The organism is Nocardia sp. NPDC051030 (assembly GCF_040683015.1).
GTDB lineage: Bacteria > Actinomycetota > Actinomycetes > Mycobacteriales > Mycobacteriaceae > Nocardia.
In genome coordinates, this window is record NZ_JBFBCD010000010.1 from 240629 (window position 1) to 255804 (window position 15176).

14 protein-coding genes are annotated in these 15176 nt (G+C 66.7%); 6 read left to right on the forward strand and 8 right to left on the reverse strand.

Going from position 1 to position 15176, the window contains the following annotated elements; genetic code table 11:
• Positions 1-197: 197 nt before the first annotated feature.
• On the forward strand, positions 198-737 hold the full coding sequence (locus tag AB0N05_RS31470) for a pyridoxamine 5'-phosphate oxidase family protein (RefSeq protein WP_364700576.1): 540 nt from the start codon (positions 198-200) through the stop codon (positions 735-737).
• Here the strand turns inward: AB0N05_RS31470 and AB0N05_RS31475 are convergent.
• The 3 genes from AB0N05_RS31475 to lspA are packed head-to-tail and all read right to left on the reverse strand — an operon-like array spanning position 734 to position 3122.
• The gene (locus AB0N05_RS31475; RefSeq protein ID WP_364700578.1) at positions 734-1441 is read right to left on the reverse strand and encodes a hypothetical protein; all 708 of its coding nucleotides are present in this window, start codon (positions 1439-1441) and stop codon (positions 734-736) included. The genes AB0N05_RS31470 and AB0N05_RS31475 overlap by 4 nt on opposite strands.
• Before the next feature lie 11 nt (positions 1442-1452).
• A complete protein-coding gene (locus AB0N05_RS31480) occupies positions 1453-2379 on the reverse strand; it encodes an RluA family pseudouridine synthase (RefSeq protein ID WP_364700580.1) in 927 nt (308 codons plus the stop codon).
• Positions 2376-3122 (reverse strand): signal peptidase II, encoded by a 747-nt coding sequence (lspA, locus tag AB0N05_RS31485; RefSeq protein ID WP_364700582.1) that lies wholly within the window; start codon positions 3120-3122, stop codon positions 2376-2378. The genes AB0N05_RS31480 and lspA overlap by 4 nt, the downstream gene beginning before the upstream one ends.
• A 178-nt stretch (positions 3123-3300) precedes the next feature.
• On the opposite strand from lspA, the gene AB0N05_RS31490 reads away from it, so the two are divergent.
• From AB0N05_RS31490 to AB0N05_RS31500, 3 genes are all read left to right on the forward strand, one after another.
• The gene (locus AB0N05_RS31490; RefSeq protein WP_364700584.1) at positions 3301-4299 is read left to right on the forward strand and encodes a hypothetical protein; all 999 of its coding nucleotides are present in this window, start codon (positions 3301-3303) and stop codon (positions 4297-4299) included.
• Positions 4287-5057 (forward strand): hypothetical protein, encoded by a 771-nt coding sequence (locus tag AB0N05_RS31495; protein ID WP_364700586.1) that lies wholly within the window; start codon positions 4287-4289, stop codon positions 5055-5057. Before AB0N05_RS31490 ends, AB0N05_RS31495 begins: the two co-directional genes overlap by 13 nt.
• 97 nt (positions 5058-5154) lie before the next feature.
• Positions 5155-5616, forward strand: a complete 462-nt coding sequence (locus AB0N05_RS31500) for a VOC family protein (RefSeq protein WP_364700588.1) — start codon at positions 5155-5157, stop codon at positions 5614-5616.
• A gap of 84 nt (positions 5617-5700) precedes the next feature.
• Here AB0N05_RS31500 and AB0N05_RS31505 read toward each other — a convergent pair whose 3' ends face one another.
• The 3 genes from AB0N05_RS31505 to AB0N05_RS31515 form a co-directional block, all read right to left on the reverse strand.
• Complete coding sequence (locus AB0N05_RS31505; RefSeq protein WP_364700590.1) at positions 5701-9003, reverse strand: arabinosyltransferase domain-containing protein; 3303 nt, start codon at positions 9001-9003, stop codon at positions 5701-5703.
• A gap of 179 nt (positions 9004-9182) precedes the next feature.
• On the reverse strand, positions 9183-9680 hold the full coding sequence (locus AB0N05_RS31510; RefSeq protein ID WP_364700592.1) for a hypothetical protein: 498 nt from the start codon (positions 9678-9680) through the stop codon (positions 9183-9185).
• Positions 9681-9862: 182 nt separating this feature from the next.
• Entirely contained in the window at positions 9863-11248 is a 1386-nt protein-coding gene (locus tag AB0N05_RS31515) for a DNA polymerase IV (protein WP_364700898.1), read from the reverse strand.
• Positions 11249-11424: 176 nt separating this feature from the next.
• Here AB0N05_RS31515 and AB0N05_RS31520 point away from each other — a divergent pair, with 176 nt between their 5' ends.
• The gene (locus AB0N05_RS31520; RefSeq protein WP_364700594.1) at positions 11425-12303 is read left to right on the forward strand and encodes a UTP--glucose-1-phosphate uridylyltransferase; all 879 of its coding nucleotides are present in this window, start codon (positions 11425-11427) and stop codon (positions 12301-12303) included.
• 192 nt (positions 12304-12495) lie between these two features.
• Positions 12496-13497 (forward strand): alpha/beta hydrolase family protein, encoded by a 1002-nt coding sequence (locus AB0N05_RS31525; RefSeq protein ID WP_364700596.1) that lies wholly within the window; start codon positions 12496-12498, stop codon positions 13495-13497.
• Here AB0N05_RS31525 and AB0N05_RS31530 read toward each other — a convergent pair.
• Both AB0N05_RS31530 and AB0N05_RS31535 read right to left on the reverse strand, forming a co-directional pair.
• On the reverse strand, positions 13454-14605 hold the full coding sequence (locus AB0N05_RS31530) for an SMP-30/gluconolactonase/LRE family protein (protein ID WP_364700598.1): 1152 nt from the start codon (positions 14603-14605) through the stop codon (positions 13454-13456). The genes AB0N05_RS31525 and AB0N05_RS31530 overlap by 44 nt on opposite strands.
• Before the next feature lie 119 nt (positions 14606-14724).
• Positions 14725-15168 carry a MarR family transcriptional regulator gene (locus AB0N05_RS31535; protein WP_364700600.1) on the reverse strand — a complete coding sequence of 148 codons (444 nt, stop codon included), beginning with the start codon at positions 15166-15168 and terminating at the stop codon, positions 14725-14727.
• Positions 15169-15176: the final 8 nt, after the last annotated feature.

Here is a 15176-nt window from a genome sequence, read left to right on the forward strand (position 1 = left end):
GACACACCCGCCGAGGGAGCTGTGGTGGCGGCGAATCGGACGAAATCCCGCCACCACAGCTCCCTCACCGGAGAAGACCACTATTCGAGGAGGCCCCTGACGCTCAGGGTGGACCTCGCCGACGCACCCGCCTCGATCGTCCCCCAGCTCCGTCGGAGCGGTCAGCCAAATTGCTCAGGGCCACATATTCTCCCTGGATGGATGGTCGACCGAACGAAACCAGTCGTAGTGCCGGAGACGAGCTGCGGCTCGACCGGCATTGGGATCGAATCCGGACGGTGGTCGCGCGCGGGCAGCGTTCCACGGGGCATTGCGCCATCGCCTCGGTGGGACCCGATGGGATACCGAATGTGACGCCCGTGGGCACGGTTTTCCTGCGGGACAACGGGACCGGGTTCTATTTCGACGTCTACACCAGTGCGCTGGCACGCAATATCGAGGCCAATCCCAAGGTGTGCCTGATGGCGGTCGACTCGGGGTCGTGGATGTGGCTTCGGTCGCTGATCATCGGGCGGTTCGTGCAGCCGCCTGGCGTGCGACTGTATGGAACGGCCGGAAGTCGTAGGCCCGCAACGGCCGAGGAGCGGTCCGAGGTCGAGCGGCGGGTCCGGCAGGCCCAGCGGCTGAAGGGCGGCCGACTGCTGTGGTCGGAGTTCACCCATGTCCGGGACATCACGTTCAGCGAATTCCGACCGGTACGGTATCCGCGAATGATGGACGGGATGTGGGCGGACTAGTTGTCTGGGACCGGGCCGTCATTGGGGCTGGGGTCTACGGTGATTCGGTGTTCGGGGAGGAGGGGGGCTAGGGCGAAGACGCCTGCTGAGGCGTCGGCGGGGAGGGCTTCGACTGCTCGGACTCCGGGGTGGGTGGCCAGGGTTCGGAGGTCGGGTAGGGGGCCTTGGACGACTATTCCGACTACGCAGGCGCAGTTGGCTCGTAGGCGGGTGGCTACTACGTTTTTGGTGCGGGTGGAGCGGTCGTCGAAGGTGGGGGTTGATTCAGCTTGGGCGGCTGCGGTTTTGACGGAGGCCAGCGCTGCCGCATCGCCCGCTGGGAGGGGGATGTCGATGATCGGGGTGGAGACGCGGTCCAAGGCGACGTGGTAGAGGACGTCGGAGATGCGGAGGCCGCCGGTGTAGGTGGGGATGCGGTCGGGGGTGATGGCTTCGGTGAAGGAGATCAGGGACCAGCGGGGGGTGGAGTCGTTGGGCTGCAAGGAGTTTTGGGCGCGGGTGAGGTAGTCGGCGACTACCTCGCTGTTCTCCGGGCCCAGGCGGTCGGTGGAGATGACGGCGCGGTAGGGCTTGATCAGTACGCCCAGCAGCACGATCAGGAGGACGAAAGCCAGTGCGGTGATCGCGAATCCGAGCGGGCGGGCCGCCGGGTGACGCAGGAGCGTCTTGGCCCGGGTGGACGCGCGATCGTCTGCGGAGTGCACGAGTAGGCAGCCTACGCGGTGCGCAGGACGTCCAGGGCGTGCTCGAGGTCGGCGGGGTATTCGCTGGTGATCTCGATCCAGCGGCCGTCGGCGGGGTGGTTGAAGCCGAGCTGGCGGGCGTGCAGCCATTGGCGTTCCAGGCCGAGACGTTCGGCCAGGCGGGGATCCGCGCCGTAGGTGAGGTCGCCGCAGCAGGGGTGGCGGACGGCGGAGAAGTGCACGCGAATCTGGTGGGTGCGACCGGTTTCCAGGTGGATGTCGAGCAGGCTCGCGGACTGGAAGGCCTCGACCGTGTCGTAGTGAGTGACGCTGGGGCGGCCGTCCGCGGTGACCGCGAACTTCCAGTCATTGCCGCGGGCGCGGCCGATGGGGGCGTCGATGGTGCCGCTGCTCGGATCCGGATGTCCTTGTACGAGAGCGTGATACCGCTTGTCGACGGTGCGCTGCTTGAACGCGCGCTTCAACACCGTGTACGCGTGCTCGGACTGTGCGACCACCATGACGCCGGAGGTGCCGACATCGAGGCGATGCACGATGCCCTGGCGCTCATGCGCGCCGGACGTCGAAATGCGGTAGCCCATGGCGGCCAGTCCACCCACCACGGTGGGCCCGGACCAGCCGACTCCGGTGTGCGCGGCCACACCCACCGGCTTGTCGACGGCGACGATATCGTCATCGGCGTAGAGGATCTTCATCCCATCCACGGGTGTGGCCTCGACGACGAGTTCGCGCTTGGGCTCCGGGAATTCGACCTCCAGCCAGGCCCCGGCGGGCAGCCGTTCGGACTTGCCGACCGCGACGCCGTCCAGCTGCACCGAGCCGTCCTCGGCCATGGCCGCCACCGCGGTTCGCGACAAGCCGAGCAATCGGGACAGTCCGGCGTCGACACGCATGCCGTCCAAACCATCCGGCACCGGCATACTGCGTGTTTCCCTCATACCGTCTTCTCCTCCGCCTTCTCGTCCTTGCCCGCGCGCGTGCCATCCGGTTCGAATCCGAACACCGTCAACGCCACCAGCAGGATCGCGCCACACACAATCGACGAGTCGGCCACGTTGAACACCGGCCACCAGCCGACCGCCACGAAATCCACCACATGCCCCTGCAACGGCCCCGGCGCCCGGAACAGCCGATCCACCAGATTGCCGAGCGCACCACCGAGCACCATGCCCAAGCCGATCGCCCACGGCACCGACCGCAGCGTGCGGCCGATCCGGATCACACCGATCACCACCGCGACGGCGACCAGAGTCAGCACCCACGTCATACCGGTCGCCATGGAGAACGCCGCACCGGGATTGCGGACCAGCGTCAAACGCACGGTGTCGCCGATGATGCGAATGGGATGACCGGGCGTCATCTGCGCCACCACAATGGTCTTGGTCAGCAGATCCAGACCGAGCACCACGGCCGCCAGCAAAAGCACCGTCTTCAGACGTAGCGGCTGACGACCCACCGCACCGGCCGACTCCGAATCAGCCTCCGCGCGCTCCGCATCGGACGCATCCGACTCGGTAGTGGCCGCATCGGCCGCGGCCCCGGACGCATCCGATGCCGCATCGGCCGCAGCATCGGTTTTGACCCGTGCGGGCTGCTCAGTCGGGGTGCCGGTGGATGCGGTGTCGCCGGGCGATTTATCGGGTTCGTCGGCGGCGGATTCGCTCGGACGGTCGGTACTCACCCCTGACATCATTCCCTATCCCCACTTCACACCCGTCGCTCGCCGTGCCCGAGCACCGCGCCCGCGCCGAATCCGGCAGTGTGTCTCCGGCGAATCCGATAGGGGCGCTCGGGCAAACCACCAGCGGCGCGGACCCGATCCCAGCTGATTATCAGGAACGGGCCGTAACCTGTTCCACGTGACGGTGTTGTCTTCATCCCCCAGCTCGGCGAACGCCACCGCACGCTGTACCGGTTCACCCGGCCGGCCGCGCCAGGGTTCGCGCGGCGCCCGATCCGGCGTCCTGCTCCTGGTGCTGGCGGTCACCCTGACGGCATTCGGCGTGGGATGCAGTGAGCGTTCGGAGATCACGGCCGAGGCCGAAGCCGAACCGGCCGGAAGCCTCAAGGAAGTCACCATGCCGATCGCGGCGGTGACCACCACGGTCGTGGAGCCCGGGGAGGAACCGCGCTCCCCGCTGCGGCCCGCCGTGCAGCCGGGCACCGTGCAGCAGGTCACGCTGAGCACCAATCATCACATCGAGCAGCAGATCAATTCGCAGGCGGTGCGCGACTTCTCCCCGCCCTCGGTCACCATCCCGCTCACCGCGCAGACCGGCCGCGACGGCGTCGAGCTGACCCTCGGCACCGTCACCTCCCCCGATCCGGCGCTGGCCAAGGCGCTGGCACCCGCCGACGGTTCCCGCGCCGGATTCGATATCAGCGAGCTGGGTGCGATCACCGCATTGCGGCTGGCCCCCAAGCCCGCCACCTCGGACGCGGCCCGCGCGGCGCTGGAGAACGCCTTCTATCAAGCGGTGTACCAATCCATCGCGTACCCCGACGAACCCGTCGGAGTGGGCGCGGTGTGGACGGTGCGCCAGCAGGTCTCGGGCAGTGTGCCGCTCGAGCAGGTGACCACCGCGACGCTCACCGCGCGCGACGGCAATCTGCTCACCATCGAACTGAATGTGGTGCAGACGCCCAAGTCGACGGTGTGGCATCTGCCCAATCAGGCCGGGCAGCTCGAGATCGTGGACTACTTCATGCACGGCACCGGCACCATCGGCGTGGATCTCGGTCAGCCGCTACCGGTTTCCGGATCGGTGGAGGTCGGCGGGAATCAGACCTATCGCGATCCGAACAGCTCGGTGACGCTGCGCCAGACCCTGCGCACACAGGTGCAGTGGGGAGCTTGAGTCGCGGCTGCGATGATGTGGCCGTGCCGGTATCCCCCACTCCGACCCGTCGTCGCACCGCCGTAGCCGTGCTGGCGAGCGCGGTGGCCCTGACCGTTTCGGGTTGCGGTTCGAATGATTCCGCGAGTCCCCTGCCGAGCTTCGGGCCGACTGTGCGGCCGCCCGCCACGACCGGCGCGCCGGGTGCGGTGCTCGATTCGATCACCCTGCGCATGGATCTGCTGGATGTGCCGCAGTTGCCGAACGGGTATGCGGCGCTCAATGATCCGCCGCCGGGCAGTGCCACGGGAGCGGGGGCGAAGACGGATCCCGCGCAGTGCGCGAAGGTGCTCGCGCCTATTTCGGATCAGGTGCCGGGGTCGGTTTCTCAGGCCATCGCCCAGTTCAGCGGACCGGATTTCGACAGCATCGATATCGATGCCGCCGCCTATGCGAATGGTGGCGCGGCACAAGCGTTTTCGAAGGTGCAATCGCTATTGCGAGAATGCACCGACTATTCCGGTAGGGACACCGATGGGGAATCGGTGAAATTCCGGGTGGGCGGTCTGGATCAGCCGAATGCGGGCGATGCCTCGACCTCGTTCCGAGTGAACACCACCAGCCAGGGCCTGACCCTGTACTCCGTGGTCAGCGTGACCTTGGTGGGTAACACCGTGGTGCAGCTCTCGCTGTCGAGCGCGAAAGAGCCGGACCCGCAGCAACTCAGCACCCTCACCACCACTCAGGTGCGCAAGCTCAGCGGCGCGGCAGGTCCATAAATTTTCGCTTGATCATCGACGCAATCGGGCAATTCCTGTCGGTGCCCCGTCCTAGGCTCGAGACGTCCGACAAAACAACCTCGATCGGAGGTTTCCGATGTCCGATGTCAAACCCATCCCCGACGGCTACCCGGTCGTGTCGCCCGCGCTAGCGGTGGACGGCGCAGCGAATGCCATCGACTTCTACAAGAGAGTGTTCGGCGCCGCGGAGCGCTACCGCATGCCCGGACCGGACGGCAAGATCGCGCACTGCGAACTACAGTTCGGCACCTCACTGGTCATGCTGGGCGATTCCGCACCGTCCATGGGGTTCCTGGATCCCAAGACGATCGGCGGCACCCCCGTCAATCTCTACACCTATGTCGATGACGTGGATGCCGTCCACGCCGCCGCACTGGGCGCGGGCTCGGTGGAAACCCAGCCACCCGCCACCCAGTTCTATGGCGACCGCACCTCCGCCTTCGAAGACCCGTTCGGCCACCGGTGGACTCTCGCCACCCATGTGGAAGACGTGACCCCGGAGGAAATGGAAAAGCGGATGGCCGAGATGCAGGGCTGAGCCCACCCGCTCAGCGCCGCAGCACCGAACCGCGGTACCACCCTCCGCACCCGCTTCAATGCCGAAACGGGTGCGGATCGCCGTCTAACGCCAGCCCATCACATTGATCGGGCCGGGACTCGACAGGCCCGAACGGGATTCGGGGGTGATGACCGGCTGCGCGGTGACCGCCTTGTCGTCGATGCGGCTGAACTGCTGCAGCTCGCCCCAGTCGATGCGCCAGGCGTCATTGAGGTAGGTGGACAGGGTGTGCGGGCGCAACAGCATGGAGCTCCAGCCGAGCGGTCCGCCATTGTCGTGGTTCTCCCACAGGTTCGTGTCATGCGCACCGCCCCGGTCCGGCAGGATGCGCCACTTCGGAACCTCGGCGATGCCGACATTGTGATCGAACGGCCGCTGGCACGGAACCTGCAGTCCCACAGCCCAATCCAGCAGGACCGGATCCTTCGAGCCGACCACTTCCTGCAGGGTGCGGGTGTGCGGCACGCGCGGCGGAGTCAGGGCGACCCACTGCCTCGGATCACGATTCTTATCGGACGCGACCAGGCGAATGACATTGGCGTTCACCGGAATATCGGCGAACGGCACCCGCAGATTGCGCCAGGTCGGGGTCGGGCCGATATCGATCGGCAGCACACTCCCCTGCGCCTGCGCCTCGCCCGCGGGATCGGCGGTGCCGTACTCGATTTCGACCGACTGACCGGCGGTCTCGACACCGTACTTGTCGATCGACCGGATCCGTCCCGCGGCGGAGATGGCGATGATGCCGGAGCGGTCGCCCGCGGCGGGCAGGCGATACCAGCCGGTGGTCAGCGTCGCGATGGACTCCGAGCTGCCATTGCTGCCCAGCACCGGGGTGGTGGCCGGATTCAGGCCGAAAGGCAGTGCGGTACTGGTGGTTCCGGTCTCGCTGCTGACGGCGTGACTGTCCTTCGCACTGGTGATGGCGCTGGTGTCGACCTCGTCATCGGCCTTCATATCGGTGGCCACACCCGAGGGCGAGAAGCCCTTCACGTCGGCATTGAAAGCGGAAAAGGCGTCACCGGTCAGCGGGGTCAGCATGCCCGCGTTCGGATCGGTCTCCACCAGCACATCTCGTGCCAGTCCACACGTATTACCCAGCGCCGCATTCACATTCGAGCTGGCGAGGGAGAACGACGGATACTGCGCGGCCGCCCCCTTGGCGAACGAGGCCACCTCGAACAGCACCATGAACGCCGCCGCCACGGTCAGCGGCCGGATCGCGGCCAGACGCCAGGCGCGCCGGGAAATCCGATGCGGGGCAGTGGGTTCCGGAGCACGCACATGCCACCAACCGGCCAGCGCCAACAGGGCCAGCGCCAACACCAGGAACAGCTTGTACACCCCGATGCCCGCGATCACCACCGGCTTGTCATTCCACGGGATCCCCCAGTTGGAGACGTACCACCAGCCGTTCATGGCGGAGAACGACATGGCCAGCGCGAACGCCACCACCGCCGCGAACAGGGCGCGGTTGCGCGGCGAACGCATCACCTTCGGGCCGAGCGCGACCGCGGCCAGCACCGCCACCGCACCGGCGAGCCCGGCGTAGACGCCATTGTGGTGCGTCCATTTGGTGGGCGTGGTCATCATCAGCAGCGTCACGCCGACCGTGCTGCCCAGCAGGCGGCGGGCCGGACCCGACGCCGTGAACGGAATCCGGCCGCCCTTGCGCAGCAGCACCAGCGCGCACGCCGCGAAACCCAGCCACAGCATGAACATGCCGAATCGGCGGGCCAGCGAACCGTCGATGGAATCCATGAACAGGTACTGATAGCGCAGATATTCGTTGTTCCACTTCACATCCGGACCGACCAGATGGTGTACGCGCTTCATTTCGAACATGGAGCTCAGCGGCTGATCGCCGAACATCACGCAGAGCACGACCGCACCGGCCGCGCCCACGGGGGCCATGAGAGTGAGGTAGCCGAGGAAGCGGGCGCGCACGACGGCGAACGTCCCGGCATTCGGCGGAAGCGGCTTGCTCATGGCCTGGGCGCGGCTGTCGATGATCCGCCAGATCGGGCGAATGCCCGCCAGCAGCGGGGCGAAACAGATCACGCCCGAGGGGCCGACGGTAACGGTGAGCGCGCCGATCATGGCGGCCACGGCGTATGGCAGCAATCGCCGCGTGGCGATCGCGCGCTCCACCGACACCCAGGTGAGCAGAACGCCCGCCGCCACAATGGGTTCCGGGCGCAGGCCATTGTTGTAGGGCAGCCAGATGACGAGGAAGCCGAGCGCGCCCGTCCACACCGCGACGCGATCACGCTGAATGCGGGCGCCGAGCCGCGGAATCACCTCACGACTGATGGCCAGCCAGGTGATGATTCCGGCGAGCAGCGCGGGCAGCCGCATCCACGGGCTGGCGACGCTGAGCTCCGCCATCCGGCCGAGCAGGTCGTAATACGGTGTGCCGATCGGGTTCTCGGGGACGCCGAAGTAGGCGAAGTAGTTGGCCATATACCCGGCGTGAATCGAGGCGCGGGCCATACCGAACTGATAGCCGTCATCGGACGTCGTGGAGCCGATGAAATGCCACAGCAGCAGCGGGGCCAGCACGACGCCGTCGACCGGCTTGAACGTCCACCAGCTCTGCGGCAGGAACCGGCGAGTGCGACGGCCATCGCGGCGATCCAGCCGGAAGAGCGCGAACAGGGCGATGATCGTGGCGATCACCGACGTCCAGATCGCGAGGCGCTTGACCGGGCTCGGATGGGAGGAGAACCGGCTGTCGACCTGCGCGGTGGCCGTGACGCCATCGGCGGCGGTCAGATCGGAGTAGATGCCGACCAGCTGCGGGCGCTGATCACCGGAGAGCTCCACCGGGGCGACCGAGGAACCTACGAGCGTGACATTGCCCTCAGTCATGCCCACATGGACGTCCAGGACGCTGTTCGTGGCGAGCTGATCGACCGGAACACTGATCAGCGACTGATTGCGCAGCACCACCTCGAGCTTGCCCGGAGTAGTCGAACCGTCGTCATGATTGGCGGCCGCCGTGACCCGGGCCACGAACCCGTAGCGCTCCAGATCGGGTGCGCCATCCGGTCCCGTGGCGATCAATGTGCCGCCCTGCGAACCCAGCTGTGCCACAGCGGAATACGGAATCGTGGCATCGAAAGTCAATGGCGCGTAAGACACCAGTGGCGCTTCGATGCTGTGCACCGAATTCCCCTGCGGCCAAGACAAAGTCGCCGCATCCACCCGCACCGGCAGCAACGGCACCAATACGGCCGCCACCACCGCGATCACACCGGCGATCAGAGCGAGCGGCCGCTCCCATCCTCCGGGTCTACCCGCCCCCGCCTCAGCCTCAGCTCTACCGGCGGACTCTTGCCCCGCCCTCTCCAACACGTCGGTCACGATCGCCGATAGTAAGCGGAATCCCACCCCTCCCGCTCCACGGTCATCCCCACGACCTCGTGAACACCCGGGGAAGGAGCCCGATATCACCCTCGGCCGGTCGGCCCCGGGACGTCACATCCGAATGCGAACGGGCCCGGCACCCCACTGCTGGGTGCCGGGCCCGGAAGCGGAAGAGACTAGCTGCAGGCCGGGGAGGTCTGGTTGGCCAGCGACAGCATGTTGCAGATCCATTCCTTCTGGACCTTCCACTTGCCGTCCTCGGCCACGAACGGCACGACCGCGTTCTGCGGCGCGCCACCATTGACGGAGACCTGCGCGTCGGCGGTGATGGTGCCATTGCCGAGGTCGGTCACATTGGTGACGGTGACGGCCGCGCCATTCTGCTTGTAGGCGTCGGTCAGTCGCTGCGGCAGCTCCGGGTCGGCCTGCACGCCCTGCATCATGTCGAGCTTCTGCGAGTTCGGGACGCTCGGATCCAGCGCCTTCTGCAGATCGGCGTTGAGTTCCGCCGCGCTCGGAGCCGCCGGGTAGTTCGCGGCGGCGGTGGTCTTCGAGGTGGTGGCCTTGGTGGGCTTGGTCTCCTTCTTGTCACCGCTGCCACACGCCGACAGCCCGAGTACGGTCACGACAGCCAGTGCGGCAACCGCGATACGTCCAGTCTTCTGAAGCTTCAACTGCTCGTCCTTTGCGTTCGAGTAGGTCCGTTCGACAACGTGACAGCAACACCCGAACGGCGGCGCTGCACGACGGCCCTCAGGCTACCAACGAGATCCACGAGAATCCGACTCCGAACACCATGGCGCGGCACTTTCAGGCCGAATCCTCATAATTCACGCAATCAACCCTTAGGTGTGGGTCACCGCAGGCTGCCCAGTGGATCCGCCCTGGTCAGCCCGGAATTCTCGGCCGAAAATGTGTGCGCCGGACCCGGTCCGGTCGACCGGGTTTCGAAGCGGACGGTCACCACGCCGTGTCCCGCCCCCTGCACCCAGCCGTGCCCGAACTCGGGATGCTCGACATCCAAACCGGGATACCAGGTTCCGGTCGCGTAGGACCGAGTCGCGGGTGGCACCACCGGATCCGGCTCGACGGCCACGCTCAATGTCGGTTCCTCGTACACCGGTTCATCATCGACGACGGATTGATCCAATTCCGGGAACAGTGACTCCTGCCGAATCTCCGACAATCCCGCAAAACCCACACCTACCAGGCGAATCGGACCCAGCTCGGCCGGATCGAGCGCGGAACGCTGCGCGGCGGCCGTCAAGGTGGCCAGATCCTCGGTCGCATACGGCAGCGTGGAGGACCGCGTCACAATGCTCATATCCGATTTCTTGAGCTTCAACACCACGGTGCGCGCCGCGCGCCCATCGTGGGTGAGCCGCCGATGCGCCGATACCGCCATGGCGTCGATGGCCGGCCGCAATTGCGCGAGGCTGACAATATCGCTCTCATAAGTGGTTTCGGCGCTGATCTGCTTGGCCTCGGCCCGCTCCGCCACCGGCCGATCGTCGATCCCGCGCGCCAGCCGATGCAGCGCGACCCCGATGGCGCTCCCCAGAATCGACGTGGCCTCCGATTCGGGCAAAGCGGCCAATGCCCCCACGGTCTCGATTCCCAAGGTGCGCAACCGATTCTCCGCCACCGGCCCCACCCCCCACAGCTTGCGCACCGGCAGCGCGGCCAGGAACCCCTGCTGTTCGGCAGGCGAAATCACCCGCACCCCATCGGGTTTGGCCAATCCGGAGGCAATCTTGGCCAGCTGCTTCCCACTCCCCGCCCCCACCGAAGCCACCAGCCCGGTCCGTTCCAGCACGGAAGCCCGCAGCTCCTCACAGAATTCGAGCACCCGATCCGGCGTCGCCCCGGCCAGTTCCGCCGGTTCCCCGAACGCCTCATCGAAGGACAGCGTCTCCAGCACCGGAATATGCGTCCGCAGCGTGTCGAACACCTGCCCGCTGAGCTCGCCGTACACCGCCCCGCGCGGCGGAATCACCACCCCGGCGACCCCGACCAGCCGTCGCGCCTGATGCATGGGCATGGCCGACCGCGCCCCGAACACCCGCGCCTCATAACTCGCCCCGGCCACCACCCCGCGTCCGCCCATGCCTCCCACCAGCACCGGCCGCCCGCGCAGAGTCGGCCGCGTCAACTGCTCGACCGAGGCGAAGAACGCGTCCATATCTATATGCAGCACCCACCGCCGCCCCGCCTGTCCACTCACTGGGAGCGAGCTGCCGATCCGCTGCGAATCCAGCCCCGCCCGCACGGCTCCCCCACCCGCCGCGCCGACCCCCTCGAGAGCAGTGCGACCAGGCGCAATACCCGCGGCAGCGGAGTCGGGGGCAGAGTTCACACCGGGGAATCTACGCGCGGCTACCGACAGGTAGGCCCAGCCCCGTGTGTGATGATCGGTTCATGACGATTCGCAAGGCCGTGATCCCCGCCGCAGGCATCGGCTCCCGCCTGCTGCCGCTGACCAAGGCGATTCCGAAGGAGATGCTCCCGGTAGGTGACAAGCCGGTCATCGAGCACACCGTTCGGGAGCTGGTGGCGTCCGGCATCACCGATATCACCATTGTGGTGAGCGGCGGAAAATCGTTGATCCAGGATCACTTCCGCCCCAACCCGGCCCTGGTCGCGCAGCTGCGCGCCGACGGCAAGTCGGCCTACGCCGATGCCGTCGAGGAGGTCGGCGAGCTCAGCCGCCGCGGCCATATCAACTACCTCGACCAGCACGGCCCGTACGGCAATGGCACGCCCGTCCTCAATGCCGCCCGCAATCTGGGCGATGAACCCATGCTGGTGCTCTGGCCCGACGACGTGTTCGTCGCCGAGGTGCCGCGCGCCCAGCAACTCATCGACGCGTATGCGAAGACCGACGCGCCGGTCCTGGCGCTCATGCCCATGGACCCGTCCGAATCCCAGCGCTACGGCGTGCCGGTGGTCGAGCAGTCCGAGGGCGGCGGCCTCATGCGCATCAGTGGCCTGAAGGAGAAGCCCAAGCCCGCCGACGCCCCGTCGTCGTTCGCGGCCATCGGCGGCTATGTGGTCACGCCCGGCATCATCGCCGAACTGCGCCGCCAGGTGGACGATTGGTACACCCACCGCACCGGCGAGGTCTACCTGACCGATGCCATCAATATCTTCGCCGCCTCGAATCCCGTGTACGGCCAGGTGATTCAGGGCCGCTGGTTCGACACCGGCAATCCGGCCGACTACCTGGTCGCCCAATTCGCCTCCGCGCTCACCCATCCCGAGTACGGGCCGCTCCTGCGCCAGCTCGCCGCGGAGTAAGCGGGCGCATACACGCCACGGCCCACCACGACCACGCTTGCGTCGGTATCGTCGAGACCCGAAACATATGGGCGGTTTGCGACGATCATCCGTCCGGAAGCACTGGCTCGTTCAGAGGTTTGGGTTTTGCTACGTGGAGTTGGCAAGCGGGCGACGGCGCTCGCGGCGACGGCGTGTTCCTTCATCGGTTCGATGACCGCTCTGACCATGGCGGGACCGGCCACGGCCGCCCCACCCGACCCCATCACCAGCACCGCAACCCTTTCGGACACACCGGTTTCCGAGGACGGTTCGGCCATCACCGCCTTCGAGATCCACGACTCGCGCAATCTCACCCTGCATGTGCGCTCGGAGGCCATGGGCGCGGAATACGAGGTGGACGTCCAGCGTCCCGCCGATGCCAGCGCGCCGCGCCCGGTGCTGTACCTGCTCAATGGCGCTGGGGGCGGCCAGGATACGGCGAACTGGAAGCGCAATACCAATGCCGATCAGTTCTTCGCCGATAAGAACGTGAATGTGGTGATGCCGATCGGCGGGGCCTTCACCTACTACACCGATTGGCGCGCAGCCGATCCCAGGCTCGGCGTGATCAAGTGGAAGACCTTCCTCACCGAGGAGCTGCCCCCGCTCATCGACGGAGCCCTGGGCACCAATGGCGTTCGCGCCATCGCGGGCATGTCCATGTCCGGCACCTCGGTCCTGCAGCTGCCCATCGCCAAGCCGGGGCTGTACCGCGCGGTGGCCGCCTACAGCGGCTGCGCCCAGATCAGTGATCCGATCGGGCGCAAATTCGCCGAGCTGGTGGTGTCGGTCGGCGGCGGCAATCCGGCCAATATGTATGGCCCGACCGATGATCCGGAGTGGACCAGCAACGACCCGTACGTGCACGCCGACGCCCTGCGCGGCCTGGACCTGTACGTCTCCAATGGCAGCGGCTTGCCCGGACGCCACGACAATGCCACCGATGTGCGCAGCCTCGGCCCGGCGGACGGCGGCATCATGCAGCAACTGCTGGTCGGCGGCATCCTGGAGGCGGCCAGCGACTGGTGCGCCCGGAATCTCCAGACGAAGTTGCAGCAGTTGGAGATTCCCGCGACCTTCGATATCAATCAGGCCGGAACGCACTCCTGGGGTTATTGGGAGGATGCGCTCAGGGCGTCGTGGCCGGTGCTGGCGAGGGGCCTGGAGTTGTAATCGACGGCACGGCAGGCGAAGTGACCGTCACACTCGCCGGAGTCGATGGGGCCGTGAGCGATACGGAGGTGCCGGTCGTCCCCGACGGCAGCGGCACGATGACCACCCGATTGTCCGGTAGGGCGGGGATCCACAGATTGCGCCCGGCCGGATCGACCGTGAAATCCGCAGGCCCGTGCAGATTGTCGGGCAAGGTCACCTTCGCGACCTCGGACCCGTCCGGGCGATAGACGGTCACGGTGCCCGGGTTCGTGCCCTGCGATGAAATCCAGTCCGAGATCACGAGATTGCCGTTCGACAGGATGGCGAGCCCATCGAACACCCCGTGCAGTGTGCCGATCCGCTGCGGCACCACCGGATTCTGGCTGAGATCGAGCTTCCACAGATCCCCGCCACTGAAATCGGCCCCCGTGCCGACCACATAGGCGATCTTCCCGCCCGAATCCACGGCGACGCCATTCGCGCCCGGAATCCCGCTGGCCAGCGGCTCGAACTTCTTGGTCTCCAGGTCCAGCCGGTACACGATCCCGCGCATGGTGTCGCTCACCAGCAGCGTGCGCGGATCCAGCAATGCCATGTCATTGAGCAGCGCGGGCTCGTCACCGCCGAGCGGGGCCTCGAATACCTGCCCGTGCGTGTCGATGTCATACCCGACGACCCGATCGATATCGGCCACGAAGACCCGATTATCGGTGTGCGCCATACCCTTCGGCGCATTCAGCGGCGGATCCCCGGCGCGTGGCATGGCCTTGCGCGCGGTGAGCGTTCCCACCGAGTTCAGCTCGGTCAGGAAGCCGTCGCCGTCCTTGGCCGTCGGTTCCACCTTCGGGCCGACATTGGAGACGAACCAGCGGTCGCTGGTGAACAGCACGCTCTCGGGTGAGGAGAAGCCTTCGAGGGTCCCGGGTTTGGACACTGTCCCGGGCGAGGAGTTGGTGGTGCTCGCGCCGCTGCCCGGGGTGAGCGAGGTGGTCGTGAGCGTGTTCTTGGAGTCATTGGACGTGCCGCAGGCTGTCGCGACGGCCATCACCAGTAGTAGCGCGCCACCGAGTCCGGCCAGGCGGCCGCGACCTCTCGACCGGATGGAAGCTTTCGACCGCTCGGACATAATGTCCCCTTCACGGGCAAGGTCCCGCCCCGACCAGCGAGACGATTCAGTCTAGCCAGTACACGGTCTGAGACAGATCGAAATCGATTGAACTCCAATTAGTTTCGTTTACACATCAACTATTCGTCGGCGGTGTTGTACCGGACCAGATACCTCGCGAGCTGCGCGACGTCCGAATCATCCCAATCCTGGAAGCGCTCGGTGAATGCCTCGGCCCGGCTACGCGAGGCCGCCTCGGCCACCTTGCGACCCTCCGGCGTCGCCCGCAGCACGTGATTGCGCCGATTGGCCGGATCGACCTCGCGTTCCAGGTAGCCCAACTTCTCCAACGCCGCGACCTGCCTGCTCACGGTCGACTTGTCGAGATGGAAATGCCCCGCCAGATCCGCCGCCAGGCACCCGTCCCGCTCGATCACCAGATCGAGCACGCTCGACGCCACCAGCGACAGCTCCGGATGCAGTTCGGCGGCCCGCCCGCGCGCCCGCCGGGCGAACGCGGTGAGCTCACGCTGTATGACCTGGATCGCATCGGCGCGACCGGGGAATGCGGGATCGATCTCCATAGTTGTAG

Bases quoted from the DNA above. Each gene is read 5' to 3' on its own strand.
- AB0N05_RS31470 (WP_364700576.1), top strand. From the start codon at position 198: ATGGATGGTCGACCGAACGAAACCAGTCGTAGTGCCGGAGACGAGCTG.
- AB0N05_RS31480 (WP_364700580.1), bottom strand. From the start codon at position 2,379: ATGAGGGAAACACGCAGTATGCCGGTGCCGGATGGTTTGGACGGCATG.
- AB0N05_RS31500 (WP_364700588.1), top strand. From the start codon at position 5,155: ATGTCCGATGTCAAACCCATCCCCGACGGCTACCCGGTCGTGTCGCCC.
- AB0N05_RS31520 (WP_364700594.1), top strand. From the start codon at position 11,425: ATGACGATTCGCAAGGCCGTGATCCCCGCCGCAGGCATCGGCTCCCGC.
- AB0N05_RS31525 (WP_364700596.1), top strand. From the start codon at position 12,496: ATGACCGCTCTGACCATGGCGGGACCGGCCACGGCCGCCCCACCCGAC.
- AB0N05_RS31530 (WP_364700598.1), bottom strand. From the start codon at position 14,605: ATGTCCGAGCGGTCGAAAGCTTCCATCCGGTCGAGAGGTCGCGGCCGC.
- AB0N05_RS31535 (WP_364700600.1), bottom strand. From the start codon at position 15,168: ATGGAGATCGATCCCGCATTCCCCGGTCGCGCCGATGCGATCCAGGTC.